We start from the raw sequence: 13,516 nt of genomic DNA on the forward strand, positions 1-13,516 counted from the left end.
TGTCATGATAGAATTAATAAAAAGAAATAGAATGAAAAGAGTAACATATTTTTCGATGATAGCTTTGGCATTAGCCTTAGGCAGTTGTACTAAAGATCTCATCTCTATTAACGATAATCCTGCAGGTTTTAGTACGTTAGAACCTGGATACCAATTTACCAAAGTTCAAGCTGGATTAGCAGGAGATCGGGATGAGGCTTGGCGTACCAATTTATTGCTTACCTCGCCTATGATTCAACATTTAGGAGGAGCTTGGGGGATTCAAGCGGGGGGGCAATATAATATTTTTGAAAGGATCTATTGGGAGACCTTATGGAATACCGTTTATCCCCGTGACTTAAAAAATATACAAGATGTAGTCGACAAGACTAAATCAGACCCGGAGCAAGTTAACATGCACGCCGCGGCTAAAGCCATGCGTGTCTTTATCTATGCTAAGATGACCGATTTGTATGGAGACATCCCTTATTCAGAAGCAATCAAAGGGTATACTGAAGGGAAATTGATGGCAAAGTACGATAAACAGGAAGATATTTACATGGATTTTTTCAAAGAATTAGATGAAGCCAATGCATTATTTGATTTGTCAAAAGCGAAGGTAAAAGGAGATATTTTCTATGATGGGGATGTTGCGAAATGGAAGCGATTTACCAATTCACTTCGATTACGGTTAGGTATGCGGGTGAGCAATGTAAATCCAGCTGAATCGAAAAAGCAAGTTGAAGCCGCATTGAAGGCAGGCGTGATGACGAGTAATGCTGATATCGCTATGACTAAGCATATGGCCATAAATTACGCAGATGGAGAATTGCGAGGTAATGGAGTTTCGCAAGTTTTTAAAAGCGGGGATAACTCTATTGGATTCAAATTAGTAACTACCTTGGTAGATTATATGAAAAATAGCAAGGATCCACGATTGACCATTTATGGAGGTACTTATTTAAATGATGGGGTGATCGGTGTTTCAAGTTCAGTCATTGACATCTCCAAGATATTCCGTCCTATCGGTGTTCGACCAGGTGCGATGAGTTGGTCTTATTCGAATACAGGTACAACAGATCCCGATGCTAATGGGGTGAGATATCCCGTTACAAACGCCCATGCTTACGTTCAACCCAGTGTTTATGTTTCGGCACTGAATGCACCTTCGTTTCACTTGACTTATGCTGAAGTTGAGTTTCTAAAGGCGGAGGCTGCCCTAAGAGGTTGGGGGGGATTAGCTAATCCAGTTGATTTCTTTGATAGAGGAATAGAAGCGAGTTGTGCCATGATGTCTCTTTATCCCAATGCACCAAGCATTGCTACTGTGAATGTGGAAGAATTAAAAAATGCTTATAAGCCATTCCCCACTAGTTTTGAAGGAGCGATGGACGCTATTCACGGACAGATGTGGGTAAACTTCTTTTTGAATGGTCCTGAGGCTTATTCGAATTATAGACGAACAGGATATCCATCGGTGGTAGTACCTTCAAAGCCACCAGCAAATTATACCACTTCAACTGATGGTGTTATTCCAAAAAGATTTATCTATCCAATGAATCAGGTATTGCAAAATAAGGAGCAGTTGCAAATAGCACTTGATCGCATGGGGGGTAAAGATGATTGGTTATCACCAGTTTGGTGGGATAAATAGGCAAATGAAGACATCTTATTATTACTTATATATACTGTTGTTTTCCCTTTGTGCGCTCGTATCTTCGAGTTGCACAAAGGGCACCCAACAGGACGATACTTTGATTGCGCAAGTCAAGGTCTTAAACGATGAGAATTCTGCGCTCTCGGCACGAATAATTATTGAGTTAACAGGAGCTGATGTTGTTTCTTTGCGATATCGAATAAAGGGAAGTGGGGAGAATTGGAATAGTGTGAGCGCTGAGAAGTCTCTTTTAAAACATCGAATTCCTTTGTTGCATTTACTGGAAAATACCGTTTATGAATTTGATGTTTTGATAAATGGAAAAAGTGTTTCTGGTTTAAGAAACTTTACCACGGCTAAAATTCCGCAATGGGTAAAAGACTTTTACAATTCCAATGATGAAGGAATAGTCAATCAATCGGAAGGTTATTTTTTGTTTTCGAATATGACAAGTCCTAGCTGCACCTATGTATTGGATCATCGTGGCCAATTAGTTTGGTATCGCATAGGCCCAAATGTTGTAAAATCGGTTCATATGACTGATGATCATGCTGTACTAATGATCGAAGATGAGAACAAGACAAATTATGCAGATGGTAATATTGTTATCAAATGTAGCTTAGCAGGAGATACCTTGTTTTATGGAAAGGTAGGCAATAAGGGGTTCGATCAAATGGTTCATCATGATTTAAAACAAAGTAATGCGGGTAATTATGTGTTAATTACAAATACTTTTAAGGATGGGAGGATTTGGGATGGTTTAGTACAATGGAGTAGTTCAGGAAGCAAAATTTGGGAATGGAACACGAGCGAATTCAAGACCTATTTTCCATCTTCTTTTGAAGAGCAACCTTGGATTAATTCGGTATTTATAGATCGGGACGATAATTACTTAATATCGATTCGTGCTCTCCATCAAGTATGGAAAGTTCACTCCAAAAATGGAGAGGTGATTTGGCGATTGGGAGAAAATGGAGATTTAGTAATGGATCGCTCATCTGAATTTGTACTTCAACATTACGCACATCGAAATCATAAAGGTGATATTATGCTATTTGATAATGGTCATGTAAAAAGACCTTACTCGCGTATATTAGCTTTTGAGATAGATGAGAGATTAAAAGTTGCCAAAACGAAATTAGTTGTAAATGTTCCATCTACTTATTACTCGCCCATAATGGGAAGTGTTATTTTGATGAAGGACAACAGTTTATTAGTAACAAGTTCTACGACAGGTACCTTTATGAAGCTGGACTTGACGGGTAAACTGCTTTGGAAAAAGAAAGTCAATGGGATGCTTTATCGTGTGGAGTATTTGGATGCTTTTAATGGCGTGTAAATTCTTTTGCATCATCCCATCAAATTAAAAAAGGAGGCTTAAGCCTCCTTTTTTAATTTCCAATCTCATTGTCAGTAAGAACTACCTTAATATACATATCTCCTGGAGGCGAAACTGTACTTCCGCTACCAATATCTTCAGCGAATATCCTAACTACCCCAATAGAATAATTCGCACTGTAGTCAAAATCTTCAATTGTTGCAGGTATTATTTCGTAAGTTGTTTTATTGTTGTCGTAAGAGATTGCTACGCTTACATTTCCATCTTGAAAATAACGGTCATCTAAATCTCCAATATTTTGTCTGAATTCAAACGTATTTGTTCCGCTTATCCTAGTCCATTGGTTAGACTTTACAGGATATACATAACTAACTCCAGGGAGTGAATTATTTGTAATATACTCCTTTGTACAGGAGCTTAAGGTGGCTAAGGATGCGCCTGCTATAGCGAGTGCGAGTAATATTCGTTTCATATTTTCAAGATAAGTTTCAAAAATGATTTAATTGTTCTGTTTTTTACATAAGACAATCAAAGTCAATAATAGTTTAACCTCAACAAAAATACTGCCATAAAAAACAAAAGGCCTAAATCACTGTTCATGGATTTAGGCCTCGCAATTGTATTATACTAACTTATTCGGCAACGAGTGTTATTTTCCGTTCTACGGAAACGTTATCCCCGGTTAGGGCATTACCATCTTTATCGATCAATGTTAATTTGATTATATTTTCGCCCATAGGGAGATTAAGAATTTCATAAGGGGCCCATTGATCTAAAAGAAATTCTTGTCCATTAATGTTGGCCTTGACCTTATTTCCGTCTGCTGCTAGTGTTGTGTTTTCTATAAAAAAGTCCAATAATACAGTCTTTGTGTCCGCACCTTTGTATTCTCCTTTAGGCCGACTGTAGAATAGGGAAGGTTCGGTGACCTTTGGCAATTCTTCGATCTTTGCATCGGCGGTAACTTTAAATTTTAAAAGTCTTGAAGCATCAACTGTTTTTATCGACTCATGAAAGGATCTGGAGAGAAAGGACATTAAATAATGTTCAGAATTGAGTGGTACAGTTGCTGTATGTTCGGGTTTGTATAATGCAGCATATGGCGTATTATCTAATATAAAATGGATATGCTGTCCCTCATGGGAGTTGGCCATATGATGCGTATGTTCAGTCTGTTCGGTAAGGTTGAAATTATGCACGTTGTATTTTACGGTAAGTTTGGCGGAGTCGGTGCCGATTTTTTCAGCCTTGATACTGGAGACACTTAAAGTAGCTTCGGGAAAATCTTTTGCATGAGCAATAGGGTTTACAGCAATGGCTCCCACGGAGTCCTTTAGGGCAGTACTGTCTTTCACTTCACCAGAAGTATTTTTTGTAGGATTGTTACAAGCGCTAAATAGTGAGAGAACTGTTAAGGCTGCTAAGCCAAGTATCTGATATTTCATACTATTTGTGTTTATGTGATTATTAAATATAACGTATACAACAAGCCGATCGTGCTATTTGTTTTGGAAAGTAAAAAAAATAGGCTTACCAATTAAAGGAAGCCTATTCAGTTTTTGTATGTTTTGGGCTGGAACTATGCTTCAAAAGCAATCAATAGCGATTCTTTGATAGCGGAGATAGCCATGGCTAAATCTTCGGCGCTATGTGCTGCAGAAATAAAGCCTACCTCATAACCGGAAGGGCCGAAATAGATGCCCCGGTTAAGTAGTTCTCTGTGCATCTTTTTGTAGTAAAGCATAGAGTTCGGGTCTATCTGATCTGCACGTTGAATTTTTTCTTTGGCTTCGAATGCAAACCAAAATATAGAACCTACTGTTGAAATCTGTACGTTCAATTTGTGCTCGGCAATGAATGTCTGTATTTCATTTACAAATGATTGTGTCGTTTGCTCCAGACCCTCATAAAACCCAGGTTGCGCTAAAATCTGTAAGGCTGCAATTCCTGCCGCCATAGCAACAGGATTTCCAGAAAGGGTACCCGCTTGGTAAACATTTCCATCTGGAGATATATTGGACATGATCTCTGCAGAAGCACCGTAAGCCCCCACAGGCATGCCGCCACCTATAATCTTACCGTAGGTAAGGATATCGGGCTGTATATCATAATGTTTGGCGGCCCCCTCAAATCCTAGACGGAAGCCAGTGATAACTTCATCAAAAATTAAAAGTGCTCCATTTTCCTTTGTGATATCCCGCAAAAATTGGATGTATTCTTTGTCCTGAATAAGAAGGCCGTTATTTGCAGGAATACCTTCGATAATGACAGCAGCAATTTGGTCTTTGAAATCTACAAATACCTGTTCTAAAGCTGCAGTGTCATTCAAGGCAATTACGATAGTTTCGTCGGCAAACGATTTTGGTACGCCAGCAGAAGAGGTCTCTCCGAAAGTGACTAATCCGGATCCTGCTTTTACTAAAAGAGAATCAGAGTGGCCGTGATAACAGCCTTCAAACTTGACGATCTTGTCTCTTTTGGTATATCCGCGGGCTAATCTTATGGCAGACATTACGGCTTCCGTTCCAGAGCTTACGAAACGTATTTTCTCGATGTATTTATTGTTCGTTAAAATGAGCTCCGCCAATTCGTTTTCTAAACGGGTAGGTGCTCCAAAACTCAAACCTTTGCTCAGTTGCTCCTGTACTGCTTCGCGCACTTCTGGATTGTTGTGTCCGAGAATTAATGGACCCCAAGAGCAGCAAAAGTCTATAAATTCATTGCCATCGGCATCCCAGAGATGAGAACCGTCACCGCGCTCAATAAAAAGAGGGCTACCATACACCGATTTGAATGCACGCACCGGAGAATTTACGCCTCCAGGGAAATAGTTTTTTGCTTTTTCAAAAAGCTGTGTCGATTTTTCTCTTGATATATCTTGTATTGCCATATCGTTTTTAAGATTTTTTTATAGATCTACTTTAACCAGCCTTTTTCTAGTACTTCTTTTGCATGATAAGTTAGAATAGAAGTAGCTCCCGCGCGACGGAAACTCATTAGGGTCTCCATGATCACTGCTTCGGATAACCAACCGTTTGCAATTGCTGCTTTAAGCATTGCATACTCTCCAGATACGTTATATGCAGCTATTGGTAGATCGAAATTGTCGTGTAATAATTTGATAATATCTAAGTAGGGGAGACCTGGTTTAACCATAAGGAAGTCAGCTCCTTCTTCGGCATCCAGCTGTGCCTCGATCAAGGCTTCTCTGCTGTTCGCAGGATTCATCTGATAAGATTTTTTGTCTCCATTTTTTGGTGCTGAACCCAATGCGTCACGAAATGGTCCATAATATGCAGATGCGTATTTAGCGGTATATGACATCAATGATACATTGGTAAATCCGTTGTTGTCCAAGATACCACGTATGTATCCGATACGTCCATCCATCATGTCAGAAGGAGCAATGATATCTGCCCCGGCGTGTGCATGAGCTAAAGCCATTTTACCGAGCACCTCTAGGGTTTCGTCATTGAGGATTTCTCCGTTCTGAACAATACCATCATGTCCATCTGAGCTATAAGGATCCATCGCTACATCTGTAACTACGCATGCTTCTGGAAAATTCTTTTTTACCGCTTCAATTGCACGTAGATAAAGCGTGCCTTCACGGTAACTTTCCGTAGCATATTTGTCTTTCAATACTTCTTCAACTGCAGGGAATAAATCAAATGCTTTTAAATCTAACTTAAGGCAGCTTTCTACTTCTCTTAATAGATTGTCGATAGAATATCGATAAATGCCAGGCATAGATTTTACTTCTATCTTTTGATTTTCGCCATCTACGATAAATAATGGAAAGATTAGATTGGAGGGCGATAAATGTGTTTCCTGAATCATGTCACGAATGACGGCTGATTTTCTATTTCTTCTAGGACGTTGTAACATTTTATGGTGTATTGTGTATTGCGTATTGAGTTTTGATAAAACCTGAACTCAACGCACAATTAATCATTAATAATTAATTCCAAATATTGCTTCGGCCAAACCCATCTCATCGGGAGAGAAAGGTAGGCTGTATTTTAGCCCCATTTCTTCGATTGCCTGTGCGGTAGAGTAACCTATACAGATAATTTTTTGTCCTGGGTCCGCAAGGTTTTCTTTGAAATAAGCCTGTACATTACTTGGACTAGTGAAGACCAATACGTCTGAATTTGATTTATCAACATCTTCTTCCAAAACCGTTTCATAGATAGGCATATCTATAATTTTTGTATTAGGTGTTAATGCTTTCTGTATGCTTTGTAAGGAGTCCTTGGCTCTTGGGATGAGGACCGTTTGACCGTCAACTAGCTGCGCAAAGGCCTTTGCAATATCTTCTGTTCTAATACCAAGATCATCGCCAGAGAAGTCGGCTACTCTTCCAAATTTACGCAGGGTGGACTCAGAACCCCGACCTAATACCGCTATTTTTGTTTTCTTTAAGATGAGTGGATCAAGATTGAAAAAGTGTTCGATTGCATTCTTACTGTTAAAGAATATCCAGTCTGCTCTCTTTAGAATGAAGGAGTCCAATACATTAATTGTTGGGTATATTTTTATTAAGGAGCGTGCTTCAATCTGTATATTGTGTTTGCCCAAATACCTTGCTAGGTAAGAGTTTTCATCTAGGTCACGGGTTATAAATACGGAAGAAGGTAGTTTGCGTGACTTGTCGTATTTAGCAAATATTGATTCTGCTAGACCTTCGATGCTATTGGACTGTAAGTAGAGACGGTCTGGAAAATCTTCGTTATCTTCTGCAATCGATGTCCATACTTCGTACTTATCATCGCGTTTTCGGCAATAGCAACCCAATGGAGCATGACAACCGGCATCGAACATATTTAATACTCTTCGTTCTACACCAATTGTTTTTGCTACTTCCGTGTTGTTTATCTTTTGTAATATCTCAAATAGTTCATCATCGGATTCTCTAATCTGAATGGCTAATACGCCTTGAGCAGGGGCTGGAATTATTTCTACAGGAGATATTTCTTCGATATGGAAGTCTGAAAGGTCCATGTTAATACGGCTTACACCAGCTTTGGCAAGTACGATGGCATCATACTTTTCATCGCGTAATTTCTGGATACGGGTTTGTAAGTTGCCTCGGAGATCTTCGAATTCTAAATCTGGGCGTACCGATAGAAGTTGTGCTTTTCTTCTGTTGGATGAAGTCCCTACGGTAGCCGCGTGTTTTATTGATAGCCTTTTTTTGATATCAACACAGTCTTTATGTATTATTATTATCTCTGATGGATTCTCCCTTTCAGAAACAGCCGCAATAATCAAGCCTGGAGGGTTTACTGTAGGCAGGTCTTTATGCGAATGTACTGCTAGATCTATCTGGGCAGATAACAATTCTTCTTCGAGCTCTTTGGTGAAGAATCCCTTACCTTCCAGTTTATCAAGTCTAAGGTGTTGGATAATATCTCCTTGTGTCTTGATGATCTTTAATTCGGCATCTATGCCAATTTCCGCTAATCTGTCTTTTACAAAGTTAGCCTGCCACAGTGCAAGCTCACTGCCTCGTGTTCCAATAATTAGTTTTCTATTCAACATGGATTATTTATGTTACAAAAATGCCAATGCAAATTTAGCCAAATACCCTAATAATCTGATCATGTTATGTCAGAATAAAGTATCTTTTAAGGAAGATTTTTGTAAATTAGTTGTTTTCGAATTCGGTATTCTTTATCAAGATTTCTTTAGCCATAACCATTGGAACTTTGATGTATTTTTTTTCCATATAGTTAATGACTTTTTCCAAAACTTCACGTGCCTGAGGATCAAGTTTATTTACGTCTTGCGCAAATATCTCATTGAGCGCTATCTCCCGAATTTCTTTTATCTTGTTCGGTACTTGACGCATAGCAACCTCTACACGACGTTGTTTAATAAGAGGCAAAAACTCCTTGATGTTATCCTCGATTATTTTTTTTGCATGGTCTAGTTCGCCATAGCGTTCTTGTAGATTCTTTTCAGCTATAGCCTGTAATCCGCTGACTTCAATGTAATGTATTGGGTTGTTTGTCACGACATCTGCACAGATGTCATTTGGTATAGCTAAATCAACAATGATCTTTTTGTCTGTTTCCTCTTGGAGTAAAGTCTCGTAAAGGTCGGTTCCTATAATAGATTCAGAGGCTCCAGTACAGGTAATCATAACGTCAAATCCACCTTTATATTTCGAAAGTTCACTTAGTGGATAGGCTTCGCAGTTCAGTTCCTTTGCGAGTGATTTTGCATTCTCAAGAGTTCTGTTAAATATAACGAAATTTGATAGCTTATGTTTTTTTAGATATTTGGCTAAGTTTTGATTGGTTTCACCAGACCCAATAACAAGTATTCTGGGGTTTTCAAGAAGTTTTATTTCTTTTAGCTTACGATAGGCTAATGAAACGACAGATATAGGATTGCGAGAAATGTTTGTATGGGTATATACTTCTTTCGCTGTTTTAACGAGACGATCCATCATAAGACGTAAAAAGTCTCCCGTAAATCCTGCTCCTCTACATTTCTCGTAAGCTCGACGCACCTGTGCCAATATTTCCTTTTCGCCAACTACTAAACTTTCAAGGGAACAGGACATTCGGAAAAGGTGATTGAGGGCTTCAAGTCCTTCATAACGAGTTACCTGACCTAAGTAGCATTGAAGTCGCTCGGAGGGAACACAAAAGTTCATTTTGTCCATGAAAACAGCAATAAAATCGTCTGTCAATTCATGAGCTCCATAGAAAACAAATTCCACACGGTTACATGTAGCAATATAGAATATCTCAGGTATGTCTAAATTGTTTTTAAGATTAATCAATCTGGAATCTAACTCTTCATTACAAATCACCAGATTGCCCAGATCTTTTAGGTCAACATGTTTGTGAGTAAATGCTATAACTTTTAAATTCTTCAACGCCTTGGTAATCTAGCCTCAATTATATTGATGCAAATGTAGATTAAAACCTCCGTTGTTATGTCAAAAATCTGTCAAAGGAGGTAATTTAGAAGGGTTATAAATAGTGTTAATTTTATGTTAAAACTCGGTTTTGTTGCTTTTGTAGATTTGTTTTCTGGCTTAGATTAGTCGTCTAAGTATAGTTTTTGAAGCAATTTGATCAATCTAGAAGCAGAAATAAATAATGCGACAGTTGATTTTTAAATTCTTTAAGGATGGCTAAAGCACATTAGAGGATTTAGTGATCGACTCTTGTTATTTACGTTTATTTTTTTTGACATTCAACATTTGAGATTTACCTTTACGTCATGTATATACTCAACAAAATTTACGCTATATTAGGGATAGCTATTGTAGCGCTTTCGACTATATTTTGTCCATTTCTTAAAGTACCTTTGGCAGGTAACTGGAATTTGTATCAGACGGATGTTGTGCTATTTGGTCTAACGATCGGATTATTGTCACTTCTCGTTTTGTTTCTTTTTTTAAGAAAGTTAAGTCTTTTTCGTTTTGGAACTTATATATTTCTTATTTGGTGTATGGTTGGTTTTTTGGGTGTTTATTTTAAGATCAATAATTATTTCGGGATGAAATTTGTTGACGGTATGTTGGCCAAAACGCTTCATTTAAAATGGGGATGGTCTTTCTTGTTTATAGGCGCAGTTGTTATTTTATTGAGCGTGAAGAGGGTCAAAGAAATTAAGTAAAGTTATACAAGGAGATATGAGAAGTAAACAGATAAACAATACACCGATTAATCAGATTATGCTCATTCTGGTTATTCTGCTGATTTGTATTTTGGTGTTTAAAAATCTATTATATTACTTACCGGGATTCTTAGGTGCGGTGACTTTGTATATTTTGTTTCGTAATTCCTATATTTCGCTTACGGAGGGTCGTAAGTGGAATAAGCCACTTACCAGTGTGATGTATGTCTGTATTTCAGTTGTATTTATCGTTCTTCCTATATGGGCGATTGTTGATTATTTGACTCCGCAGCTATCGACCTTTCTGATGAATACAGATCATATCGTCCACCAATTCAATTTACTTAAAGAGTATATGAACAGTAAAGCATTATTGAAAGATATCGATATGTCTGACGAAGCTCTTTTGACTTTTTTGCAGAACTTGACTCGGTATATCCCTAACGTAGTGAATTCGGTGGTAGAGGTGGGGATCAACATTGTAGTTGCTTTATTTGTTCTTTATTTTATGCTGGTGCATGGCAAGCGTATGGAAGCTTCTATCTACAGAGCGATTCCCTTCTCGATCCGGAGTAAGAATGAGATATGGAACGAAGTGAATCTTATGGTTCGGTCGAATGCGTTGGGGATACCTATTTTAGGTATATGTCAGGGCTTGGTTGCGATGCTGGGTTATTGGGTGTTTGGGGTAGAGAATTTTGTTCTTTTAGGGGTTCTGACTGGTGTTGCGTCGATAGTCCCTGTTTTAGGAACAATGACTATTTATGTTCCAGTTAGTGTTATGGTGCTGGCTTCGGGAGAAACTGCCAACGGTATTGGTCTTGCTGTGTATTGTTTTCTTTTAGTAGGAGGAATAGACAATATATTGCGTTTCACCATTTTGAAGACTTTAGGAAATGTACCGCCTATGATAACCGTTTTTGGCGTATTACTGGGCTTAAATATGTTTGGTATGCTTGGTTTGATTTTTGGACCGTTGATCTTGTCTTCTGTCGGTCTGTTGATCAGAGTGTATAGTAATGAGTATGGAAAGGGAAGCCATTTGATATTGATGGAAGAAGATTCACAGTTGAACGATAAATGACCATTAAAAGTGACCACTTACTTTTTTTTAAAATATATTTTTGGTTATCGTAAATATCTACTTATGTTTGTAACACAAAGGGAGATGAAAAGAAATATATTGTGAGTATATACTCACAATGGTAACCAAAGGAGTAAACAACTAAATACTGATAGACCTCAAAGTCTTAAAACTTGCAAGAAATTTTTCTACCCAATTATAAACTAATTTTGATGAAGACTTGTCCAATTGCCCGCGACAAGTCTTTTTTTATGACATGTATTGGCGAATACAAAGCATTTTATCTAAGTTTGTAGTAGATAGATGTGCTATAATGTGTATCTATGAATTTTTATATATTATTACATAATCGATACAGCATGGGAACGGAAAGTAAGAGACAACAGAGATTTGCGGGGGTAATTCAACAGGATCTTGCCGAACTATTTTTACGAGACGGAAAAAATTGGGCTCCAGACGCTTTTATAACGGTGACGAAGGTCCGTGTTACTCCTGATCTCGCGATAGCTCGGGTGTACCTAAGCTTTTTGAATGTTAATACGGCAAAGGCTGATATTGCTAGTATCAAGGCTAAAACGAGTGAAATACGTTATAAGCTTGGTGCCCGGATTAAGAATCAGGCTAGAATTGTCCCGGATTTGGAATTTTTTCTTGACGATACCAATGAATATGTAGATCATATGGATCGTCTTTTCGACGAGATCAGCAAGGAGACTAGACAACCCGATTAGTCCCCATCGTTTAGTTGTAATGATATTTCAATTGGATAATGATAGTCACCGATTTCCAGAAGTGGCAATGGCTGAGGAAGATGGGCTTTTGGCCATAGGAGGCGATTTAAGTACTGGGCGGTTATTGCAAGCTTATAAACGCGGTATATTTCCTTGGTATAGTGAGGATACACCTATATTATGGTATGCTCCCCATGAGCGTTTCGTTCTTTATCCATCACAAATAAAAGTGAGTAAGTCTATGGCTAAATTGTTGGCTAGAAATACATTCGATATTTCATTCAATAAAGATTTTGGGCATGTGATGCAGTATTGTTCGACAGTTTCTAGGCGGGACCAGGATGGTACATGGATCGTTGATGATATGCTTTCTGCCTATAAGCGACTGCATGAAGAAGGTTACGCACATAGTATAGAGGTGTGGCAATCGGGGAATTTGGTAGGGGGCTTGTACGGGGTACTGGTTGGTAAGGTTTTTTGTGGAGAGAGCATGTTCTCTAAAGTGGCTGATTCTTCCAAAGCTGCATTAATTTATTTATGTCAAAATTTTGATTTGGAATTGATAGACTGCCAGATTTATTCTTCCCATTTGGCCTCGATGGGAGCAACGACTATAGATGCTTCTTTTTTTTACGATATATTGGAAGTACAAGTTATAGAATGTAATGGATTACAAAAGCTATTTCGATATGCCTAATGGGTTAACTTATTTTAATACCCCTGGAAACGGGGAGATGCCCAAGATACATCATCAATGGCGTAGACAAAGGAAGAATGCTTTTTTTGCCCTATCTAGTGATCTTAGGGATAGACAGGTCATATTTTTATAAGAGATAAAGGAGGGAGTAGCAACGATGTTCAATTGTCCTGAAGCGAACATTTACTGTGTCCCTAATTTCTCATGTGGTTACAATGCTTTACTCGATGGGCTTCCTTCTGATACGAGGTTCGCTATGTTGGAGGAGGACAATGCTTCATTAAACTATACCATTATAAGTCTTGGGTTCTCCTTTGAGGTTTTGAAAACAGTAAAGGGGAATCTGGAAGAGGCATATTTGTTTATGAAAAGTTTTTGGCAAGAGACT

At 38.3% G+C, this 13,516-nt stretch carries 12 protein-coding genes; 6 read left to right on the forward strand and 6 right to left on the reverse strand.

What is annotated here, in order from left to right; all coding sequences use genetic code 11:
- The first annotated feature begins 31 nt into the window (after nt 1-31).
- Both G7B18_RS07535 and G7B18_RS07540 read left to right on the forward strand, forming a co-directional pair.
- Complete coding sequence (locus G7B18_RS07535; RefSeq protein ID WP_164108784.1) at nt 32-1,633, forward strand: SusD/RagB family nutrient-binding outer membrane lipoprotein; 1,602 nt, start codon at nt 32-34, stop codon at nt 1,631-1,633.
- A 4-nt stretch (nt 1,634-1,637) separates the two neighbouring features.
- Nucleotides 1,638-2,975, forward strand: a complete 1,338-nt coding sequence (locus tag G7B18_RS07540) for an aryl-sulfate sulfotransferase (protein ID WP_164122274.1) — start codon at nt 1,638-1,640, stop codon at nt 2,973-2,975.
- Between the two features lie 52 nt (nt 2,976-3,027).
- On the opposite strand, the gene G7B18_RS07545 is transcribed toward G7B18_RS07540, so the two are convergent.
- The 6 genes from G7B18_RS07545 to hemA form a co-directional block, all read right to left on the reverse strand.
- The gene (locus G7B18_RS07545) at nt 3,028-3,447 is read right to left on the reverse strand and encodes a hypothetical protein (protein ID WP_164108782.1); all 420 of its coding nucleotides are present in this window, start codon (nt 3,445-3,447) and stop codon (nt 3,028-3,030) included.
- A 160-nt stretch (nt 3,448-3,607) separates the two neighbouring features.
- Nucleotides 3,608-4,420, reverse strand: coding sequence for a hypothetical protein (locus tag G7B18_RS07550; protein WP_164108781.1), 813 nt, complete (start codon nt 4,418-4,420; stop codon nt 3,608-3,610).
- 134 nt (nt 4,421-4,554) lie between these two features.
- The gene (gene hemL / locus G7B18_RS07555; RefSeq protein ID WP_164108780.1) at nt 4,555-5,865 is read right to left on the reverse strand and encodes a glutamate-1-semialdehyde 2,1-aminomutase; all 1,311 of its coding nucleotides are present in this window, start codon (nt 5,863-5,865) and stop codon (nt 4,555-4,557) included.
- Nucleotides 5,866-5,891: 26 nt separating this feature from the next.
- Nucleotides 5,892-6,863 carry a porphobilinogen synthase gene (gene hemB, locus G7B18_RS07560; RefSeq protein ID WP_164108779.1) on the reverse strand — a complete coding sequence of 324 codons (972 nt, stop codon included), beginning with the start codon at nt 6,861-6,863 and terminating at the stop codon, nt 5,892-5,894.
- A gap of 66 nt (nt 6,864-6,929) precedes the next feature.
- Nucleotides 6,930-8,519: a hydroxymethylbilane synthase gene (gene hemC / locus G7B18_RS07565; RefSeq protein ID WP_240452795.1), complete on the reverse strand. Its 1,590-nt coding sequence runs from the start codon at nt 8,517-8,519 to the stop codon at nt 6,930-6,932.
- 106 nt (nt 8,520-8,625) lie between these two features.
- A complete protein-coding gene (hemA, locus tag G7B18_RS07570; RefSeq protein WP_164108778.1) occupies nt 8,626-9,867 on the reverse strand; it encodes a glutamyl-tRNA reductase in 1,242 nt (413 codons plus the stop codon).
- Nucleotides 9,868-10,217: 350 nt separating this feature from the next.
- On the opposite strand from hemA, the gene G7B18_RS07575 reads away from it, so the two are divergent.
- The 4 genes from G7B18_RS07575 to aat all read left to right on the forward strand — a co-directional run bounded on the left by G7B18_RS07575 (nt 10,218) and on the right by aat (nt 13,128).
- Entirely contained in the window at nt 10,218-10,616 is a 399-nt protein-coding gene (locus G7B18_RS07575) for a hypothetical protein (RefSeq protein WP_164108777.1), read from the forward strand.
- 16 nt (nt 10,617-10,632) lie between these two features.
- Nucleotides 10,633-11,700, forward strand: coding sequence for an AI-2E family transporter (locus G7B18_RS07580; protein ID WP_164108776.1), 1,068 nt, complete (start codon nt 10,633-10,635; stop codon nt 11,698-11,700).
- 359 nt (nt 11,701-12,059) lie between these two features.
- A complete protein-coding gene (gene rbfA, locus G7B18_RS07585) occupies nt 12,060-12,431 on the forward strand; it encodes a 30S ribosome-binding factor RbfA (protein WP_164109083.1) in 372 nt (123 codons plus the stop codon).
- Nucleotides 12,432-12,450: 19 nt separating this feature from the next.
- On the forward strand, nt 12,451-13,128 hold the full coding sequence (gene aat / locus G7B18_RS07590; protein ID WP_164108775.1) for a leucyl/phenylalanyl-tRNA--protein transferase: 678 nt from the start codon (nt 12,451-12,453) through the stop codon (nt 13,126-13,128).
- The last annotated feature ends 388 nt before the right edge of the window (nt 13,129-13,516 follow it).

Source organism: Sphingobacterium sp. xlx-130, assembly GCF_011007405.1.
GTDB classification, from domain to species: Bacteria; Bacteroidota; Bacteroidia; order Sphingobacteriales; family Sphingobacteriaceae; genus Sphingobacterium; species Sphingobacterium luzhongxinii.

What these genes read in the sequence shown, in the direction of transcription:
- G7B18_RS07535 (WP_164108784.1), top strand. Translation starts at nt 32, where the DNA reads ATGAAAAGAGTAACATATTTTTCGATGATAGCTTTGGCATTAGCCTTA.
- G7B18_RS07540 (WP_164122274.1), top strand. Translation starts at nt 1,638, where the DNA reads ATGAAGACATCTTATTATTACTTATATATACTGTTGTTTTCCCTTTGT.
- G7B18_RS07545 (WP_164108782.1), bottom strand. Translation starts at nt 3,447, where the DNA reads ATGAAACGAATATTACTCGCACTCGCTATAGCAGGCGCATCCTTAGCC.
- G7B18_RS07550 (WP_164108781.1), bottom strand. Translation starts at nt 4,420, where the DNA reads ATGAAATATCAGATACTTGGCTTAGCAGCCTTAACAGTTCTCTCACTA.
- hemL (WP_164108780.1), bottom strand. Translation starts at nt 5,865, where the DNA reads ATGGCAATACAAGATATATCAAGAGAAAAATCGACACAGCTTTTTGAA.
- hemB (WP_164108779.1), bottom strand. Translation starts at nt 6,863, where the DNA reads ATGTTACAACGTCCTAGAAGAAATAGAAAATCAGCCGTCATTCGTGAC.
- hemC (WP_240452795.1), bottom strand. Translation starts at nt 8,519, where the DNA reads ATGTTGAATAGAAAACTAATTATTGGAACACGAGGCAGTGAGCTTGCA.
- G7B18_RS07575 (WP_164108777.1), top strand. Translation starts at nt 10,218, where the DNA reads ATGTATATACTCAACAAAATTTACGCTATATTAGGGATAGCTATTGTA.
- G7B18_RS07580 (WP_164108776.1), top strand. Translation starts at nt 10,633, where the DNA reads ATGAGAAGTAAACAGATAAACAATACACCGATTAATCAGATTATGCTC.
- rbfA (WP_164109083.1), top strand. Translation starts at nt 12,060, where the DNA reads ATGGGAACGGAAAGTAAGAGACAACAGAGATTTGCGGGGGTAATTCAA.
- aat (WP_164108775.1), top strand. Translation starts at nt 12,451, where the DNA reads ATGATATTTCAATTGGATAATGATAGTCACCGATTTCCAGAAGTGGCA.